The sequence below is a fragment of the Pseudorhodobacter sp. genome, from assembly GCF_034675685.1.
Taxonomy (GTDB): Bacteria; Pseudomonadota; Alphaproteobacteria; order Rhodobacterales; family Rhodobacteraceae; genus Pseudorhodobacter.
Map to the genome: position 1 here is coordinate 29442 of NZ_JAUCDA010000018.1, position 18583 is coordinate 48024.

16 protein-coding genes are annotated in these 18583 nt (G+C 59.1%); 4 read left to right on the plus strand and 12 right to left on the minus strand.

All coding sequences use genetic code 11. The features are described from left to right. Positions 1–77: 77 nt before the first annotated feature. Both VDP61_RS15650 and VDP61_RS15655 read left to right on the plus strand, forming a co-directional pair. Positions 78–1571, plus strand: a complete 1494-nt coding sequence (locus tag VDP61_RS15650; protein WP_323007803.1) for a hybrid sensor histidine kinase/response regulator — start codon at positions 78–80, stop codon at positions 1569–1571. Then, entirely contained in the window at positions 1568–3019 is a 1452-nt protein-coding gene (locus VDP61_RS15655; RefSeq protein WP_323007804.1) for a sigma-54 dependent transcriptional regulator, read from the plus strand. The genes VDP61_RS15650 and VDP61_RS15655 overlap by 4 nt, the downstream gene beginning before the upstream one ends. Before the next feature lie 157 nt (positions 3020–3176). On the opposite strand, the gene VDP61_RS15660 is transcribed toward VDP61_RS15655, so the two are convergent. Next, positions 3177–3941, minus strand: coding sequence for an NAD kinase (locus VDP61_RS15660; RefSeq protein ID WP_323007983.1), 765 nt, complete (start codon positions 3939–3941; stop codon positions 3177–3179). A 231-nt stretch (positions 3942–4172) separates the two neighbouring features. Between VDP61_RS15660 and glyA the strand changes: the two genes are divergently transcribed. After that, the gene (gene glyA, locus VDP61_RS15665; RefSeq protein ID WP_323007805.1) at positions 4173–5480 is read left to right on the plus strand and encodes a serine hydroxymethyltransferase; all 1308 of its coding nucleotides are present in this window, start codon (positions 4173–4175) and stop codon (positions 5478–5480) included. A 108-nt stretch (positions 5481–5588) separates the two neighbouring features. Here the strand turns inward: glyA and VDP61_RS15670 are convergent, their stop codons facing one another. After that, positions 5589–5960 carry a hypothetical protein gene (locus VDP61_RS15670; RefSeq protein ID WP_323007806.1) on the minus strand — a complete coding sequence of 124 codons (372 nt, stop codon included), beginning with the start codon at positions 5958–5960 and terminating at the stop codon, positions 5589–5591. A 96-nt stretch (positions 5961–6056) separates the two neighbouring features. On the opposite strand from VDP61_RS15670, the gene VDP61_RS15675 reads away from it, so the two are divergent. After that, positions 6057–6827, plus strand: coding sequence for an alpha/beta fold hydrolase (locus tag VDP61_RS15675; protein ID WP_323007807.1), 771 nt, complete (start codon positions 6057–6059; stop codon positions 6825–6827). An 83-nt stretch (positions 6828–6910) separates the two neighbouring features. Here VDP61_RS15675 and VDP61_RS15680 read toward each other — a convergent pair whose 3' ends face one another. From VDP61_RS15680 to VDP61_RS15725, 10 genes are all read right to left on the minus strand, one after another. Continuing rightward, complete coding sequence (locus VDP61_RS15680) at positions 6911–7360, minus strand: cytochrome b (RefSeq protein WP_323007808.1); 450 nt, start codon at positions 7358–7360, stop codon at positions 6911–6913. Positions 7361–7420: 60 nt separating this feature from the next. After that, positions 7421–7630 (minus strand): CTP synthetase, encoded by a 210-nt coding sequence (locus VDP61_RS15685; protein ID WP_323007809.1) that lies wholly within the window; start codon positions 7628–7630, stop codon positions 7421–7423. Between the two features lie 244 nt (positions 7631–7874). Next, positions 7875–8744, minus strand: a complete 870-nt coding sequence (locus tag VDP61_RS15690; protein ID WP_323007810.1) for a dimethyl sulfoxide reductase anchor subunit family protein — start codon at positions 8742–8744, stop codon at positions 7875–7877. A gap of 17 nt (positions 8745–8761) precedes the next feature. After that, positions 8762–9499, minus strand: a complete 738-nt coding sequence (locus VDP61_RS15695; protein ID WP_323007811.1) for a 4Fe-4S dicluster domain-containing protein — start codon at positions 9497–9499, stop codon at positions 8762–8764. After that, positions 9496–12252 carry a molybdopterin oxidoreductase family protein gene (locus tag VDP61_RS15700; RefSeq protein ID WP_323007812.1) on the minus strand — a complete coding sequence of 919 codons (2757 nt, stop codon included), beginning with the start codon at positions 12250–12252 and terminating at the stop codon, positions 9496–9498. The genes VDP61_RS15695 and VDP61_RS15700 overlap by 4 nt, the downstream gene beginning before the upstream one ends. Position 12253: 1 nt before the next feature. Further along, the gene (locus VDP61_RS15705; RefSeq protein ID WP_323007813.1) at positions 12254–13387 is read right to left on the minus strand and encodes an acetate/propionate family kinase; all 1134 of its coding nucleotides are present in this window, start codon (positions 13385–13387) and stop codon (positions 12254–12256) included. After that, positions 13369–14145, minus strand: coding sequence for a sulfite exporter TauE/SafE family protein (locus VDP61_RS15710; protein WP_323007814.1), 777 nt, complete (start codon positions 14143–14145; stop codon positions 13369–13371). The genes VDP61_RS15705 and VDP61_RS15710 overlap by 19 nt, the downstream gene beginning before the upstream one ends. Continuing rightward, positions 14142–15920, minus strand: a complete 1779-nt coding sequence (xsc, locus tag VDP61_RS15715) for a sulfoacetaldehyde acetyltransferase (RefSeq protein ID WP_323007815.1) — start codon at positions 15918–15920, stop codon at positions 14142–14144. Before xsc ends, VDP61_RS15710 begins: the two co-directional genes overlap by 4 nt. Positions 15921–16008: 88 nt before the next feature. Next, a complete protein-coding gene (locus VDP61_RS15720) occupies positions 16009–17481 on the minus strand; it encodes a PLP-dependent aminotransferase family protein (protein WP_323007816.1) in 1473 nt (490 codons plus the stop codon). A gap of 97 nt (positions 17482–17578) precedes the next feature. Beyond that, positions 17579–18424, minus strand: a complete 846-nt coding sequence (locus VDP61_RS15725; protein ID WP_323007817.1) for a LysM peptidoglycan-binding domain-containing protein — start codon at positions 18422–18424, stop codon at positions 17579–17581. Between the last annotated feature and the right edge of the window lie 159 nt (positions 18425–18583).

An 18583-nucleotide genomic window follows, 5' to 3' on the forward strand; every position in this document is an offset into this window, starting at 1 on the left:
GTAACCTGTGGCCATTGTGTTGGTTCAGGGTTCTTGATGGTTTTTATATGTTACAGTCGTAAGCAGGTGCGCAGCACATGAAAAAAAATGCGCGTCCCAGTGGTGACCCTTTGTCAGAAGAACTGGCCCTTCTGGGGCATGACATCCGGTCAGCGATTTCGGATATTCTGGCCGGGCTGGCCCTGATTGATGATTCCCGGCTTGATCTGAGCGACCGCCAACAGCTTGACCGAACCAAAGCCACGACAGAAACGCTTGCCGGCTATCTTGAAGACGGCATGGCGACATTGCTGGCGCAGGCCCCAAGGGAGGTGCAGCCGGTTCGCACCAATCTTTCCAGATTTTTGGGCGATCTGTCCCGTCGCTGGTCCTATTCGGCAGACCGGAAAACCAACGCGGTCATCATCACCTCCTCCGGTTTGCCCGATGTGGTTCTGTGCAATCGCAACGCCCTCAATCGTATCCTGTCCAACCTGATCAGCAATGCGATTACCCATTCTGACGGCCAACCTGTCAGCCTGACGGTCAGCCACCCGGCACCAGATAAATTACACTTTATCATTGCAGACAAGGGCCCCGGCTTTCCCGAAAATATCGCTGACAGGCCCGGCCATGGCAGCGCGGGCAACAGCGCGCTACCCGCATGGGAAGGGCATGAGGGCCAGGGCCACGGCCTTGGCCTGAACATCGCACAAACCCTGGCGCAGCGCATGGGGGCCGTGCTGCGCCTGCATAATCAAGCCGGCGGCGGCGCGGTGGCCGAATTGCTTTTACCGATTTCCATCGCCGCCGACCTTCCAGTACCGCCAGCAGACACCAGTTGCCTCATGGGGAAAACGGTTCTGATAGCGGATGACAGCGCACCGCAATTGCTGCTGCTAAAGCATTATCTGGCCGAATGTGGGGCGCGGGTGACCGCGTTGCGCGATGGTGCCGCTGCCGAAGCTGCGCTGATTGTGGGCCAATTCGATCTGGCCTTGATTGATCTTGAAATGCCCGGACGCAGCGGCCTGGAGATCTGCGCGGCCCTGCGCAACCACCCCGCAAAAACAGACAAGCCGACCTCTATCGTCATTCTGACAGCCCATCAGCTGCCTTCAATACACCAAAAGGCCCTTGCTGCGGGGGCAAGTCGCGTTTTGGTCAAACCCTTCACCTCGGCCAGCGCCCTTGCCGCCGCCCTGTGCGGCGATCTGCCACCCGCCGCCGAACCGCGGCCAGCCCTTGACGCCACCGCCTTTATGCGCCTGCTTGATATTGCCGGCCCCGATATGGCCGCCGAACTGCTGGCCCGGTATCAAGAAGATCTGACATCGGTGCAGGCCAGATTGGTGGCGGGGCTTGCAGCCAATGACTGGAAAAACCTGAGCGCGGCGTCTCATGTGTTGATTGCGCTGGCAGGCACCGCCGGGATGGGCGACCTGGAGCAGGCCTGCCGAGAATTCAACCTTGCGGCGAATGATGCCGACAGTGTATCCATGGCGAAACACAGGGACGCAATGCTGAACGGGCTTGCTGACCTGCTCAGCTTCGTAAAGCGAACCGCACTGGAGCGGCAAGACCTTTCATGACACCTCCTCCACCCAACCCGGCGCGCAGTAAAGCCAAAGCCAAGGCCAGCGATTCCCCGGCAATTTTGCTGATTGAAGACACGGTCTCGCTGCAAATGGTGTATCGCGCAACTTTGATCAACGCTGGCCACAAGGTCAACACAGCCGGAACCGCCGCCGAGGGTCTGGCGCTGTTTTGCAAATCCCCGCCACGGATCGTCTTGCTGGATCTGACCTTGCCCGACCGGGATGGCCTTGACTTGATGCAAGACATGCTGGCCCGCCACCCTGAAACCTGCGTGATTGTCATCACGGCCAACGGCTCTATCAACAAAGCGGTCGAGGCGATGCGGGCGGGTGCGCATGAATTTTTGGTCAAGCCTTTTGATGAAACGCGTTTCTTGTCTTGCATCGACAACGCGTTGCACGGCAGCACCCCCCCGGCCGCCCAGCCCCGCAGCGCCATTCGTCAACCACCCAGCCTGCCAGACGGCGCCTTCATCGGCTCTTCCCCGCCAATGATGCGCGTGCAGGAAAAAATCAGATCAGTCGCGCAAAGCATGGCGACCGTCTTTATCACCGGTGAAAGTGGAACGGGCAAAGAGCTGTGCGCGCTGGCCGTACATCAGCAATCGCCACGCCACGCCGGGCCGTTCATCGCCCTGAACTGCGGGGCGATTCCGGCGGAACTGCTGGAATCCGAAGTGTTCGGCCATGTCAAAGGCTCGTTCACCGGGGCCATTTCCGACAAGCTGGGGGCCGCCGCCGCCGCCGATGGCGGTACGCTGTTTCTGGATGAGGTCTGCGAAATGCTGCCCGCTTTGCAAACCAAATTGCTGCGGTTTTTGCAAACATCCACCGTGCAGCCCGTTGGCGCGACCCGGCCGCGCAAGGTCAATGTTCGCATCGTTTGCGCCACCAACCGCGACCCCGCCGAGGCCGTGCGGCGCGGCCAGTTTCGTGAAGACCTTTATTATCGGCTGTATGTTGTTCCCATTCATATGCCGCCTTTACGCGACCGCCATGATGATGTGATCGAAATCGCCGAAACCGCCCTGCACCGCTTTGCCCAAGAAGAAGGCCGCGCGTTCAGCACTCTTTCACCCGAGGTGCGCAGATTGTTCCGCGATCTGCACTGGCCGGGAAATGTGCGTCAGGTTTTGAATGTCATCCGCAATGTCGCTGTGCTTTATGATGGCACCGAAGTTCAACGCCACATGCTGCCCGAAGACATCGCCAACCAGACATCCCCGACCGGGCCGCAACCCTCTGACCCCATGCCAGCCCCCGCCGCAGTCACACTCGACGGCCTTTTGGGCCGCCCGCTGGCCGAGGTGGAACGCCAGATTATCGAGGCCACAATCGAGATGCATGCAGGTTCAGTGCCGCGTGCGGCGCGGGTGCTTGATGTCTCGCCTTCGACGATCTACCGCAAACTTGACCTCTGGGCCAAAAACTCCGGTTCCTGACCCCCCGCAGGGCCTTGGTCTGGTTGCTGCCGTCTTGGTCAAAGAGCTAAAGCGTTTTACCTTCAACCTGAAACACAGCCCCTCACATAACGCGTTGAAATCTTTGATTTCAGGCAGCGATATGTGAGGCAGGTTCAAGGCGAAACGCTATAGGCCCTCAGGCGAATTGCTCGCGCAGCAGCCGTTCTTCCAACCCGTGACCTTCATCAAACAAAATCCGGTGGCGAATACCCGGTTCGCTTCGTATTTCAACCGACAGCACCCCCGGCACCGACAGGCTATCGGCATCGGCACGCACCGGGCGCTTGTCGGGTTCCAGCACATCAAAACGCACCACCGCCGCCTTTGGCAACAGCGCGCCCCGCCAGCGCCGGGGGCGAAACGCCGCAATCGCCGTCAGCGTCAGCACATCCGACCCGATCGGCACAATCGGCCCATGCGCCGAATAATTATAGGCGGTTGATCCCGCCGGTGTGGCGACCAATGCCCCGTCACATACCAGCTCCTCCATCCGCACCCGCCCATCCACCGAGATCCGCAACTTGGCCGCCTGTGGCCCCGCCCGCAGCAAACTGACCTCGTTGATCGCAAGCCCGAAAACCGGCGGCCCCGCCACGGTTTCAACCTTCATCGCCAAAGGATTCAACACCTCTTCGCTGGCCTCGGCCAGACGTTTGGGCAAATCATCCTTGCCATAGGCGTTCATCAAAAAGCCAATGGTGCCGCAATTCATGCCATAAACGGGAATATCAAGGCTTTGCGTCTGATGCAGCGTTTGTAGCATAAAGCCATCCCCCCCAAGCGCAACAATATGGCTGGCCACCTCTGGCGCGTGATTGCCATACAGGGCCGTCAGGCTGACCAGCGCGTCTTGCGCGGTATCTGCGCCACTTGCCAAAAATGCGATCCGTTGCGCCACGATCCCCCCTACCCTTTGTCCTTGGTGCCCAGTCTTGGCGGTCGGCCCGCCCAAACTCAACCCCTCACCACAGGTCCTCACGCTTTCCTGTCCCATTTCGGCAAAAACTTATCCATCAGATGCCGCAATGTCGCCCAAACCGGGCAGGGTGGCGGATTTCAACCTTTCTCAAACCGCCAAGCTGGACTACATATCGCCAACCCTACGCACCTGCCGCCAGTTAAGGAGACGCATATGAACGCCCCTGTTAATGCCGCACATCGCGACCCCGGTTTCTTTACCGAAAGTCTTGCCAGCCGTGATGCCGAATTGTTCGGCGCAATGACGCAAGAACTTGGCCGTCAGCGCGATGAGATTGAACTGATCGCGTCCGAAAACATCGTGTCCCGCGCGGTGATGGAGGCGCAGGGTTCGGTTCTGACCAATAAATACGCCGAGGGCTATCCGGGGCGGCGCTATTACGGCGGCTGCCAATTTGTGGATATCGCAGAAAATCTGGCAATTGACCGCGCCAAGCAGCTTTTCGGCTGTGATTTTGCCAATGTGCAACCCAATTCCGGCTCGCAGGCCAATCAGGGGGTGTTTCAGGCCCTGATAAAGCCCGGCGATACCATTCTTGGCATGTCGCTTGATGCGGGCGGTCACCTGACCCATGGCGCGGCCCCCAACCAATCCGGCAAATGGTTCAATGCGGTGCAATATGGCGTGCTGCAAGACAGCCTGCTGCCCGATTATGATCAGATTGAAGCCTTGGCACTGGAACATAAACCCACATTGATCATTGCCGGCGGCTCCGCGATTCCGCGAATCCTCGATTTCGCGCGGTTCCGCGCGATTGCCGATAAGGTCGGGGCGTATTTCCTCGTCGATATGGCACATTTCGCGGGTATGGTGGCCTCGGGTCATTACCCCAGCCCCTTCCCGCATGCGCATGTGGCCACGACAACCACGCATAAAACCCTGCGCGGCCCGCGGGGCGGCATGATTCTGACCAATGACGAGGCAATCTCGAAAAAGGTCAACTCGGCCATTTTCCCCGGTATTCAGGGCGGCCCCTTGATGCATGTGATCGCCGCCAAAGCGGTCGCCTTTGGCGAGGCCCTGCGCCCAGAGTTCAAAGCCTATCAGGCGCAGGTCATCAAAAACGCGCAAGCACTGGCCGATCAGTTGATGAAAGGCGGGCTTGGCACGGTGACAGGCGGTACTGACACACATCTGATGCTGGTCGATCTGCGCCCCAAAGGGGTCAAGGGCAATGCCACCGAAAAGGCGTTGGGCCGCGCCCATATCACCTGCAACAAAAACGGTATCCCGTTTGATACCGAAAAACCAACGATCACCTCGGGCATCCGCCTTGGCACCCCCGCAGGCACGACCCGCGGCTTTGGCGAGGCAGAGTTCCGCCAGATCGGTGACTGGATTGTCGAGGTTATCGACGGCTTGGCGACCAACGGCGAAGACGGAAATGGGGCCGTTGAAGACGCGGTAAAAGCCAAGGTAGAATCCCTCTGCGCCCGCTTCCCGATCTATCCGGGACTGTAAACATCAAAGCCCGGCGCAGTATCTGGATTTACTGCGCCGCCCCCCCTACCCCCGGCAAGGCGCCGGACAGATGGCCGTTTGTTGGCCCCTTTCCAAATCAGGTCATGGCTACAGAAACCCACGCCAGACCAGCACGCCGATAACCATGGCTGCCACCGCCAAAAGGCTGAACAGGACAGAGGTTGCAAGCCCAAGCAACACACCGCGCAGCTTATCGCCCTTGTTCAGTGCGGTCAGATATTTGACGCAGATATCGTAATTTTCGGCAACCGTCTCTTCGTTGATCTGAATCAACAGCTTGGGGTTATAGGAATGCGCCATCGCAGTTGCCACCTCTTGGGCTGCGTGGCGTATCTTGCGCGGCAAACGGCGACCGGCACGGCGCAGCTTGGCCTCCAGATCGCCGCCCTTGACATGCATCCGCTCGGTCAGCAGCGCTGAAACCCGTTCCGCCATTTGCTGAATAGAAACCGCGCCCATTTGCCGCTTCCTTATTATTTGCCACAGCTTACGCTTGGGGCAAGGCCTGTTCAACTGCTCTGGAACTAAACTCGTGTCTGGGGTATGGGTTGGGGCATGCTGAACACAGTTTTACACCCCGCATCCTCGCCTTCCGCGCTTCCGCCCCTGCTCATCGTGCATGGGTTGTTTGGTTCCGCGCGCAATTGGGGCGTGATCGCGCGGCGGATGGCTGCTGACCGCGATGTGATCGCGGTCGATATGCGCAACCATGGTCAAAGCCCGATGCTGCCAAGCCAATCCTACCCTGATATGGCCGCCGATCTGGCCGAGGTGATCGAGACACATGGCGGGCGAATGGATGTGATGGGCCATTCGATGGGGGGCAAGGCTGCGATGCAACTGGCGCTGACCCATGGTGATATGGTGGATCGCTTGCTCGTGGCCGATATCGCGCCCGTCGCCTATTCCCACGACCAAAGCCACCATATCAAGGCCATGCGCGGGCTTGACTTGGCCGGGCTTACCACGCGGTCCGAGGCGGATACGCGGCTGGCGACGCAGATGGATGACCCCGCCTTGCGAGCGTTCTTTTTGCAATCGCTCGATCTCAAGGCAACGCCGCCGCGCTGGCGGCTGAACCTTGATGTGTTGGAAGCAGAGATGCCCAAAATCGTTGGCTGGCCGGGAACGAAAGGGCAGTTTGGCAGGCCGACCCTGTTTTTGGCCGGTGCCGACAGCCCTTATATTCAACCGGACTATCGTGCTGGTATCCGCAGCCTGTTTGCATCCGCGCGTTTTGCGAAAATCCCCGGTGCAGGCCATTGGCTTCACGCCGACAAGCCCCGGGCATTTGAAGACACGATGCGGGTGTTTTTGGCCCGCTAAGACCGGGCAACAGGACCCACGATTTTTCGTCGAAAAATCAGAATTTTCGGCGAAAATTCGTGGGCCCTTGCCAAACCACAGGCCTACTTATGTAACGACATCCGCTGCAGCAGCTTGTCTTTCAGGTAAAACTGGTGAAACAAAGCCGCAGCAAAATGCCCCCCCACCAGCACCAGAATCACGATTTTCAGCAGCTCATGCACCTCGGCGGCTTGATGAACCCCGCCAAACCACGCGGCCATCCCCGAAAATGCCGCCAGCACCAAAACACCGTAGAGCGCCAGATGCCCCCAATGCGTCACCCGTGCCATGAATGGGCTGGTCCCAGCCACCGGGGCAACGGCCCCTTGACGCCGCCGCATCACCATCCGCCAGACCACCAGCGCAAGAATAAGCCCCCCACCCACTACATGGCTGAAAACCAACGGGTCAAACCCGCCGGGCTTTCCCTCTAAAAACCCATCCCACGCCGCCGCGATGCTTTCGTGGAACACGAATTGAGCCACGACAAGCAGGGCAACGGCCCAATGCAATATGATCTAAGTCTTGGAATATGGGCGCATCGCTGCCTCCGCTTTATGATTTCTTGCTGTTCAACGCTGCGGCTGGCGCTTTCCGTCGTTTTGCGAAAAGACTTGTTTTGCGATAATCCAGCTTGCCGGAATAGAGACCACAAAACCAATCGCAATTGCCACAAGAAGCGGATTAAGCGTATCATACCCGCTTACCAAAGCGAAAATCATGCCCACCCCCATCAGCGTGGGTGAAATAACCGAAAACAATATCATCGTTAGGCGGGTCATCGCGGCCTCCTGTCAAAGCGTTACATGCATCGTTTGGCATGTATGCTAACCCCCGGCTTTGATCCAGCGCAAACTATAGTCTTTTGGGGCATTGCGGGGCGACAGAGGTTCGCCACAGCCAAATGCTAGGGCGGTGTTGCGCAAAATCGCTTTCAGGCAAGACCCCGAACCTGTTTGTTACGCATCGCAAACGCTGTCTCGGAACATTGCCTGAAGACATATATCTGACAGAGCGTAACAGGCGCTAGCGTTTGCCGTAATACAGCCCGACCACATGCTCGGCCTCGGCAAAGAACAGCCAGCGCGCAGCGAATGCCCCCACCAAATGTACCAGCACCGCCACCAGCATCAGCCCAACACCGCCCACCGCAGCCATCAGCGCCGGCAATACGGCGGCACAAAGCACCGCAATCACCCGCAGCTTCAGCGCGTGCCGGCGCCCCACCACAAAAATCATCTCACGCAGCAGGTAATTGCCGCCGGTATGGGGGTGCTCGAACACCGAAACCTCACCAATGCCACCCAGCCCCGTGGCAGTGCCCATCGTGGCCCCTGCCCGCGCAAACTGTCGATCGCCCAAGTAAAACAGCGCCAGCATCACCACAGCCAGCCCCAGCAACAACACAAAGGCCAGCGTGGCCTGCAGCGCCAGCAGCGCCCCGCCCGCCAGCGCAAACCCCACAAACATCACCGGGGTCAGCCAATGGTGCCAGCGTGGCACAGCCTTGATCTGCGTATAAATCATCGCCGTACAGACCACCGTCACCAGTGCCAGCGCCGCCGCCAGCCCCCGCACCGTGAATGGCACGGCAAAGCCCAACCAATCGCCCAGCGCAATCGGGGCCAGCGCAAATAACGCCAACACCGCTGCCCAGCCTTCGCGGCTTAACCAACTGCTGCGCCACTGGCTGAATGCTTTCAGCGCCCGCTGCGGGTTGCCCAGATGGGCGGTCGAGGCGATCAGCCCCCCTACCGCCAGTGCATAGCCAACGCCCCAGGCCCAAAACGCCCAAACGCCCGTCAGTGGCAAAAAGCCCAGCGCCATGAAGGCCATAAACCCAAAACCAAGGCCGGAAAGAACCGAGAAGATAATAACGGACGGTGCCGGATGCATCAGCTTTTCCTTAAAAATCAGATCTTGCCAAGAATGCGGTCAAGCCAGCCGGCAAAGCCTTTGGCCTCAATATCCAAAAGCGGCGCAAGCAGCGACGCCTCATTCCGCCGGTCCTTTGGGCGCGGCGGCAGATATTTATTCACCGGTTTCGTTCCCATTTCCGGCATCAGATCGAAGCCCCCGCGCGCGGCAACAAGTTGGCTGACCTTGCTCTGCGGGTCCGCGAAATCGCCAAAATGGCGCGCGCCTGTCGGGCAGGTGCGCACGCAAGCAGGTTCACGGTCCTCCTCGGGCAGGTTTTCATTGTAAATCCGGTCGACACAGAGCGTGCATTTCTTCATCACGCCCGCATCTCCGTCCATTTCCCGCGCGCCATATGGGCAGGCCCAGGCGCATAGCCCGCAACCGATACAATCAGACTCGTTCACCAGAACGATGCCATCTTCCACCCGCTTGTAACTTGCCCCCGTCGGGCAAACAGTGACGCAAGGCGCATCCTCGCAATGCAGACACGATCGGGGAAAGTTGATCACCTGCGCGGCACCGTCATTGGGTTGCACTTGGTACGAATGCACGCGGTTCAGGAAGGTACCCGAAGGTGCGGCACCGTAAGCATCCTGATCGGACAATGGCACACCATAGCCCTGATCGTTCCACCCCTTGCAAGCCGTCACGCACGCATGGCAGCCCACACAGGTATCCAGATCAATCGCCAGCCCCAGCTTTTTTTCGGTATGTCCCGGAAGGCATGTCATACCTGCACCTCTTTCACATTCACCACCGGAAATTGCGGTTGCGCCTCGGGCGGGGCGGCCACCTTTTCTATCCGTACACGCAGATCAAACCACGCCGCCTGCCCCGTCACCGGGTCCGAATTGCTCCATCGCATACCGTCACCTTTTTCCGGCAACAGGTCTGAAATCAGATGGTTCAGCAAAAAGCCCTTGGTCGCCTCGGGCGCAGCACGATCCAAGCCCCATGTCCCCTTGCGTTTGCCAATCGCATTCCACGTCCAGACCGTCTGGTCATTCAGCGCGGCCATATGGGCGACAGGCACGACAATCTCACCATTCGGAGACGTCACTTTCGCCCAGTCCCCCTCAGAGAACCCGTTTTCGGCCCATATCCTGGTCGGCACATAAAGTGGGTTATAGCCGTGGATCTGCCGCAGCCAAGCGTTTTGCGACCCCCAGGAATGATACATCGCCATTGGTCTTTGCGTCAGCGCATGCAGGGGAAACCCGGCCACATCATCCCCAAAGGGCGCGTACCAAAGCGGCAGCGGGTCCATAGCCTGCTTCAACCGCGCGCGCGCGCCTTCAGGTGGTTGCCGTGCGCCAAAACCTTCGGCAGCAAGCTGAAATTTTCGCATGGGTTCCGAATAGATCGCAAACAGATACGGTTGCGGCGCATCATAAAGCCCGATTTTCACAGCCCAATCCTGATAGGCCTTGTTCCACGGCTTATAAAACTCTGCCCCTTTCGGCACATGCGCCTGATAGAACGCCCCATTGTCGATATAGCGCTGCAATTGCTCGGGGTTCGGCGCGCCGCGCCCTTCCTCGGCTCCATCGCCGCGAAACCCCATCAGCGGGCCAATTCCGGGGCGGCGTTGGTGATTGGTGATGTAATCGGCATAATCTTTGTAAAGCGCCGCCCCCTGTGCATCCACAAACCCCGGCAAGCCAAGCCTTGCGCCCAGATCAATCAGGACCGATTGAAAGCCCCTCACCTCGCGGTCAGGGTCCACCACTGGCCAGCGAATTGAATCCCCCGCCGCATCCGGTTCGGAAATCGGGCGGTCCAGCAGGGAAATACAATCATGCCGTTCCAGATAGGTGGTATCGGGCAAAATCAGGTCGGCATAGGCGACCATTTCACTTGCATAAGCATCGGAATAGATAATCCGCGGGATCACATATTCACCATCCTCGCCCTTGTCGGTCAACATCTTCATAACGGCGGTGGTGTTCATCGACGAATTCCACGCCATATTCGCCATATACAAAAACAGCGTGTCTATTTTATAGGGGTCGCCGGCATGGGCATTGGCGATCACCATATGCATCACCCCATGCGCTGACAGCGGGTTTTCCCATGAAAACGCCTTGTCAATCCGCGCCGGATTACCCTGTGCATCCAGGCACAGATGTTCTGGCCCGCGCGGATAGCCCAGATGCGGGCCGTCCAGCGGCTTGCCCGGCGTCACCTTGCAATGCGGCACGGGATGCGCCTCGGCGGGTTTTGGATAGGGCGGCTTGAAGCGATAGCCGCCGGGGGTCTCTACCGTGCCCAAAACCACCTGCAACAGATGCAAGGCGCGTGCGGTCTGAAACCCGTTTGAATGCGCCGAAATCCCGCGCATGGCGTGAAAACTGACAGGCCGCCCGATCATCTTTTCGTGGCGGTCACCACGAAAATCTGTCCATTCCTGCGCAATTTCAATGGCTTCGTCAAACGCTACCCGCGCCAGATCAGCAGCCAGCGCACGAATGCGTGCTGGCTCAATTCCGACCCGCCCCGCAACCTTTTCCGGTGCATAGTCGGGCGACAGATAGCGCTCGGCCATGTGCTGAAAAACGGTGCGGTGCCCCTCATATGTCGCGCCCAGATCAGGGTGCAGGCCCGGTGTATCGAAAGGCACCAGCTTGCCTGCATCGACAACCAAAGGCTTGCCGTCGGCATCGCGCAAGAACAGCCCCTTTTCCGCGCCGTCATCCGACCGCACCAAAAGCGGGGCGTTGGTAAAGCGTGCAAGGTAATCCAGATCAATCTTGCCCGCCTCCAGCAGGCAATGGATCAGCGACAAGATCAGCAAACCATCCGCGCCCGGCGTGATGCCGAACCAATCATCCGCAATCGCATTGTAACCGCTGCGAATGGGGTTCACCCCCATCACCTTGACCCCGCGTTCCTTCAGGCGGCCCAGCCCCATCTTGATCGGGTTGCTGTCATGGTCCTCGGCCACACCAAACAGGATAAACAGCTTTGTGCGCTCCCAATCGGGCTGGCCAAATTCCCAAAATGCGCCGCCAACGGTGTAAATCCCGCCCGCGGCCATGTTCACGGAACAAAACCCGCCATGGGCCGCATAGTTGGGCGTGCCATAGCTTTGCGCCCAAAAGCTGGTCAGGCTTTGGCTTTGATCGCGTCCGGTGAAAAACGCCAGCTTTTCCGGGGCCTTGTCGCGCAACGGCTGCAACCATTCCACCGCCAAACCCAGCGCTTCTTCCCAGGAAATCTGCTCAAACGCGCCGGACCCGCGCGGCCCCACGCGGCGCATTGGCGCCTTCAGACGGGACGGCGCAAAAACCTGCCTTATCCCGCTTGCCCCCTTGGCACAGAGCACGCCTTTATTCACCGGATGCGCGCGATTGCCCTCAATATAGGAAACCTTGCCAGATTTCAGATGCACATTGATGCCGCAGCGGCAGGCGCACATGTAACAAGTGGTTTGCCGCACCTCATCCGAGATTTTCGGCGATGTATCAATCTGCGGCTGTGCCATCTTAAATCCCTTTATCCATCACCGCCAGCGCCTCAGCGGCGATCCATGCCTCCTCGGCTGCCGGAACGACCCAGGCCGCAACCAACGACTTGGGATCATGTAGCTTTTCCCGGCCAGCCGCATTGGCTGCCGCATCCATAACCAGGCCGGTAAACGCCAGCCCCGCCATAATCTCCAACCGAATTCCGGCATCATTTTCACCGATCCCCGCCGTGAAGACCAGTGCATCAATTCCCCCCATCGCAGCAATCATCGACCCGGCATGCCTTACGGCCCAATAGGTAAAATGCGCGCGCGCAAACGCCGCCTGCGCCGTGCCCGCCTGCCCCAGCGCTTGCATATCCGAAGCCCCCCCCAGCCCAAGCAAGCCGCTTTCATGGTTCAAGATCCGGCCCGCGCCGTCAACGCCGTGCAATTCGGCCAGCCGCAGCACCGCATTGCCGTCTATGCCGCCGCTGCGCGTCCCCATGGTAAGCCCTTCCAGCGGCGAGTAGCCCATCGTTGTCGCCACAGAGCGCCCGTCCAGGATCGCACAAAGCGAGGCCCCATTGCCCAAGTGCAGCGCCAGCAACCGCCGGGGCAACGGCCCGCGCAAAGCCATCGCCTGCACCAGACTGGCATAGGAAATGCCGTGAAACCCATAGCGCCGAATGCCCAGCGCCTCGACATGCCCCGGAACCGCATAGCGGGTTGCAACCTCGGGCTGCCCGACATGAAACGAGGTATCAAAACTGGCAAATTGCGGCAAGTCGGGGGCCAGCACCGCCAGCGCCCTGATCGCCGCCAGATTGCCGGGGTTGTGCAGCGGGGCCAGCGGCACGCAGGCCTCTATCCCGGCCAGAACCGTCGCATCTATCCGGCAAGGTGCGGCAAAATCCGCGCCGCCATGCACCACCCGATGCGCCGCCGCTGTCAGCCCCGCCGGGCCATGCCCCGCCTGTTCCAGCGCAGCAAGGCAGGCCGCTATGGCCGACTGGTGATCGGGCAGATCCATTGGCTGCCGATGGCCCGCGACCTTTAGCGACGAGGCCCCGCCAATCTCGGCGGCGATACCGGAAATCACCTGATCCGCCCCCAGAAAAACCGCGAATTTGATCGAGGATGACCCCGCGTTAATCACCAGAACCTTGCGCATGCCTGCCCCTTTACATCACGGCCTTTACCAACCCCAGCATCGCCAAAACCGCCAGAAGCACAATCGCAAAGCGTCGAAAGTCTTGCGGGTCGGTGTTCAGAAAGTGCCGCCCACCCAGCCAGACGCCGCCAGCCACCACGGGCAGCGCGGCCAGCATTGCGATCAGCGTATCCGCAGTAATCAGGCCGTGCCACCACATCAAAGGCACGGTAAGCCCATCCAGCAACGCGAAATAGGCAATCAATGTGGCCCGAAAAACCCGCGAGCCCAGCGCTTGCGCCGTGAAATAGGTCGCCACTGGCAGCCCCCCCCATGCCGACGGCATTGGCCAGCCCGGCAACACCGCCAACCGCAGCATGCGCGGGCAAGGTTTGCGGGCGCGTCAGCACCCAGCCCCGCATCAGCACGGCACACATGCCAAGCACATAAACCGCGATCACTGCCCGCGCCGCATCTGGCGGGATTTGGGTGATCGCCCACAGCCCCAACGGCACCCCCACCGATGAGCCGACCATGAGCGCAGCCACCCGTCGCCAATCAACATCACGCCAAACGCCATTCCACTGCTGGAATGTAATCAGGAATTCCAGCATCAACACCACGCCGACAAAATGCAGCGGATTGGTGGCCAGCGCCGCCCCTGTCACCGTCAGCGCCGAAAAGCCAAAGCCGGAATAGCCGCGCACAAACGCCGCCCCGAACAAGACCACCGCCATATAAGCGGCGGCAGCCAGGCTCAGATCAAAAGGCAGCGTCAAGTGGCAAGCGGTTGGTGCTGCATATCATCCTTGGAAATGCCAGCCACAGCCACCGGGGCCTTCATCGCATCGCGTCGGAACGGCTCGCCCAATTCCTGGTTGATCATCACTTCGATGAACGTGGTCTTGCCCGCCTTCTGGTCAGCGATGGCCTTGTGCAAAGTGGCAGTCAGATCGTCCATCGTGCGCACAACGACCCCCGCCAACCCGCAGGCCTGCGCGATGCCTGCATAAGAGACTTTGGTATCCAGTTCGGTGCCGACAAAATTGTCCGAATACCACAAGGTCGTATTCCGCTTTTCGGCCCCCCATTGGTAGTTGCGGAAAATCACCATGGTAATGGCGGGCCACCCATCACGGCCAATCGCAGTCATGTCATTCATCGAAATGCCAAAGGCTCCATCCCCGGCAAACCCCACGACGGGCAAATCAGGCCGCCCTATTTTTGCCCCCATTATGGACGGAAAGCCATAGCCACAAGGCCCAAACAGGCCCGGCGCAAGGTATTTCCGTCCCTCCTCAAACGTCGGGTAGGCATTGCCAATCGCGCAGTTATTGCCGATATCGCTTGAAATGATCGCCTCTTTCGGCAGCGCCTGCTGAATCGCCCGCCACGCTTTTCGTGGGCTCAACCAATCCGGCTTGGCAGTGCGCGCCCGCGCATTCCAAGTGGTGCCGGGGTCATCCTCCTCATGGTCCATACTGGAAAGCTGCTGTGCCCAGGCTGATTTGGTCTGCGCAATCATCGCCTTGCGGGCATCGCGGTCGGCGTCACCCGCCCCCGCTGCCAGCTTCGCCAAAATTGAGACTGCCACCTTTTTTGCATCGCCCACAATCCCCACCGTCACAGGTTTCGTCAGCCCGATCCGGTCAGGGTTCAGGTCAACCTGAATAATCGCGGCCGATTTGGGCCAATAGTCGATTCCATAGCCCGGCAGCGTCGAGAACGGGTTCAACCGCGTGCCAAGGCACAGCACCACATCAGCGCGTGAGATCAGCTCCATCCCCGCTTTGGATCCGTTATAGCCCAGCGGCCCGGCGAACAAAGGGTGACTGCCGGGAAAGGCATCATTGTGCTGATAGCCACAGCACACCGGCGCATCCAACCGCTCGGCCAGCGCGATCGAGGCCGGAATGGCCCCTGCCAGCACCACGCCTGCGCCGTTCAAAATCACTGGAAACCTGGCATTTGACAGCAAGTCAGCAGCCCGTGCAATTGCATCCTCACCGCCCGCGGGCCGTTCAAATTCAACGATCTTGGGAAGATCAATATCAATGACCTGCGTCCAGAAATCGCGCGGAATGTTGATCTGGGCCGGCGCACTCGCCCGCTTGGCCTTCAAGATCACCCGGTTCAGCACCTCGGCAATCCGGCTGGGGTCACGCACCTCCTCTTGATAGGCCACCATGTCCTTGAACAGCGCCATCTGTTCAACTTCCTGAAACCCGCCCATACCGATGGTCTTGTTTGCGGCCTGCGGCGTGACCAGCAACAGCGGCGTGTGATTCCAATAGGCCGTCTTTACCGGGGTTACGAAATTGGTGATTCCGGGGCCATTCTGCGCGACCATCATGCTCATCTTGCCGGTGGCGCGGGCATAGCCATCGGCCATCATCCCGGCGGTATATTCATGCGCGCAATCCCAAAAATTGATACCCGCAGCCGGAAACAAATCGGAAATCGGCATCATGGCCGAGCCGATAATGCCAAACGCATCCTCAATTCCATGCATTTGCAAAACTTTGACAAAGGCTTCTTCGGTGGTCATTTTCATGGCGCAAACTCCGCTTGGCGGCACAGGCGCCGCGTTGCCGCCAAGATACTCTACCCTCCAAACCGCGTAGTAGGGCCAGTTTTGCCGCCTACTTAGGTCCAGCCCGCGCAATCGCATCGCCGATCAGCCCAATCCCCTCGGCAATACGCCCCACAGCGATGGTCGAATAGGCCAATCGGTAGTAATTGCGCGGCGCGCGCGCAGGGTCAAAGAACACGCGGCCCGGCTCAATCAACACCCCCTCACAATGCAATTTTCTGGCCAAAACTTCGGTATCGACGCCCTCTGGGGCCCTCATCCAAAAGCTCGACCCGCCGACGCCACTCTGCCCCGCCACGTGCAGCCCGACCGCCTCAATCGCCTCACCCATCGCCAAACGGCGGCGCTTGAACGCCTGCTTCATCCGGTTCACCAGCGCATCATAATGGCCGAGGCTAAGAAAATACGCGGCCGTCCGCTGAATATGCCCCGGCGGGTGGCGCAAGGACAGCGCCCGCAATGCCCGCGCCTCCCGAATAAACCCCTCGGGGGCGACCAGATAACCCAGCCGCACGCCGGGAAAAATAGATTTGGAGAACGAGCCGACATAGATCACCCGCCCCTCACTGTCAAAACTCTTCAACGCGGGCGATACCGCTTTCAGGAAAGACATTTCAAACTCGTAATCATCCTCGACAATCACAAAGTTCTTTTCCGAGGCAGCCTCTATCAACGCCCGCCGCCGCGGCATCGGCATGGTGGCGTTGGTCGGGCAATGATGGCTTGCCGTGGTAAACACCACATCCACCGCCGCTGGCAGCGCCTCGGGTGGCAGGCCATCGGCGTCGACATCCACCCAATCCACCGAACAGCCGGTTTGCTGCAAAATTGCCCGCACGCTGGGATAGCTGGGGTTCTCTACCACCGCCCGCTTGCCTGGCCCGGTCAGGACCTGCGCGGCCAGCCACAGCGCATTTTGCGCCCCCATGGTCAACAAAACCTCTCCGGGGCCCGCCTCGATTCCGCGCCGTGGCAGGATATTGCGCAAGATATATTCGATCAGCAACGGGTCATCGCGGTCATAGTAATCGCTGGTCAGCGCCTCGAAATCCCGCTTTCCCAAGGCACGCAGCGCACATTGCCGCCAGTTTTGATGATCAAACAAGGTCACATCCGCTTGCCCGTAAATGAAGGGATAGCGAAACTGCGCCCAATCGGCAGGCCGCTGCAAATGCTCGGTCGATGAAAACCGCCGCCCCGTCAGCGCGGCGTAATCCACGTGATCGACAGCCGGTTTTGGCCCGGTTTCAAACATCGGCTGCAAAGGCGCATTTTCTGAAACGTAATACCCCGATCGCCCCTGCGAGGTCAGATAATCCGAGGCGACCAGATCAGTATAGGCCAGTGTTACGGTTATCCGGCTTACCCCCAGATGCGCGGCCAGCCCCCGACTGGATGGCATCTTTTCGCCCGCGCGAAACCGACCCGCCACAATGCCCTCGGCCACCAATTGCCGAATACGCTGCTGCAGCGTGCCGCGCAGATTGCCATGCAGAAAAAATGCTTCGGGCGGGATCGTCATTCTGGCCTTATCAGACAAAAGAAACTGGCCCCAGTGCGCATGTTTCCGCCATTGATGTCAAGAACCAGATGGCCGCAGCCCAGCCTGCCTGTTTTGGCTACAGCCCTTCGACAGCCTTCAGCGATGCCAGCAACTTTTTCTGATCCTCGATCAGCACGGCCAGTTGCTTTTCAATCTCGCTGGATTGCTTTTGCATGGCTGATTTCATTGCCTCAAACTCTTTTTCCGGGTCCCAATTCACAGACTTGGACCAGGCGCTCCAACTGTCCCCGAATTTTCCGGCCACAAGCAGCTTGATCATGCCTTCATTCTTGGCTTTGAGAAGGGTTTTTCCCCAAAATGAGGGGCTCTGCATCTTGAAGAAGGAATCCGCCGTAATGCCCACCACCACCACGGCTTTTTTCGACGACTTGCCCATTGATTGCGCGACAGATTGCAAAGCGGGAGACAGGGCCGTCAGGCGCATGCCAGCCACCTCATCCAGAACCGCCTTGTTCGACTTTGCGATTTCAGAAGCTACATTTCCAGTGTTTTTCATGCCAATGGCGGTGATCTTTCCCAATGATCCCAAAAGCGAAATCAAGGTAGAGGCGGCGTCTACGGCGCTGGAAGTTTTCTTGAATCCACGTTGGGCACCAGTGATTTCACCGACCAACTCTGCTGTGGTTTTGATCTGATCGGCTTTCAGGGCTTGTAACGACTTGATCCGGGCCTCAACCGTTTGGATCAGAGATTTGAGATCCCGGCGCTTGCTTGGGGTCAGTGCGTAATCGGGTATGATTACCTTGTCACCCGGCTCTATCTTGTTTGGGTCTGGCCGGGTTTTGCGGAATTTCGCATTGACTGGATCACTGTAGATCTTGTTGAAGTTTGCGATCCCATAAGACTTCGCAATCTTATCCAGATTTTCGCCCTTTTTTACAGTGTGTACAATGGTCGGCATAGCGCCCCCTTTAAAAACAATTCAAAACCGTCAAGTTCAAATGATGGCAGGTTAATCGTGTCTGAACGGTTGTCAAAGATTTTGCAGGGCGGCGGGGAAAGCTTGGGCTTTGCTCGGCCAACTACCGTAGCCAAGCGGCACGGAAAGGCCGCCCAGCCC

Bases quoted from the DNA above. Each gene is read 5' to 3' on its own strand.
- VDP61_RS15650 (WP_323007803.1), top strand. From the start codon at position 78: ATGAAAAAAAATGCGCGTCCCAGTGGTGACCCTTTGTCAGAAGAACTG.
- VDP61_RS15655 (WP_323007804.1), top strand. From the start codon at position 1,568: ATGACACCTCCTCCACCCAACCCGGCGCGCAGTAAAGCCAAAGCCAAG.
- glyA (WP_323007805.1), top strand. From the start codon at position 4,173: ATGAACGCCCCTGTTAATGCCGCACATCGCGACCCCGGTTTCTTTACC.
- VDP61_RS15670 (WP_323007806.1), bottom strand. From the start codon at position 5,960: ATGGGCGCGGTTTCTATTCAGCAAATGGCGGAACGGGTTTCAGCGCTG.
- VDP61_RS15675 (WP_323007807.1), top strand. From the start codon at position 6,057: ATGCTGAACACAGTTTTACACCCCGCATCCTCGCCTTCCGCGCTTCCG.
- VDP61_RS15685 (WP_323007809.1), bottom strand. From the start codon at position 7,630: ATGACCCGCCTAACGATGATATTGTTTTCGGTTATTTCACCCACGCTG.
- VDP61_RS15690 (WP_323007810.1), bottom strand. From the start codon at position 8,744: ATGCATCCGGCACCGTCCGTTATTATCTTCTCGGTTCTTTCCGGCCTT.
- VDP61_RS15695 (WP_323007811.1), bottom strand. From the start codon at position 9,499: ATGACATGCCTTCCGGGACATACCGAAAAAAAGCTGGGGCTGGCGATT.
- VDP61_RS15700 (WP_323007812.1), bottom strand. From the start codon at position 12,252: ATGGCACAGCCGCAGATTGATACATCGCCGAAAATCTCGGATGAGGTG.
- VDP61_RS15705 (WP_323007813.1), bottom strand. From the start codon at position 13,387: ATGCGCAAGGTTCTGGTGATTAACGCGGGGTCATCCTCGATCAAATTC.
- xsc (WP_323007815.1), bottom strand. From the start codon at position 15,920: ATGAAAATGACCACCGAAGAAGCCTTTGTCAAAGTTTTGCAAATGCAT.
- VDP61_RS15720 (WP_323007816.1), bottom strand. From the start codon at position 17,481: ATGACGATCCCGCCCGAAGCATTTTTTCTGCATGGCAATCTGCGCGGC.
- VDP61_RS15725 (WP_323007817.1), bottom strand. From the start codon at position 18,424: ATGCCGACCATTGTACACACTGTAAAAAAGGGCGAAAATCTGGATAAG.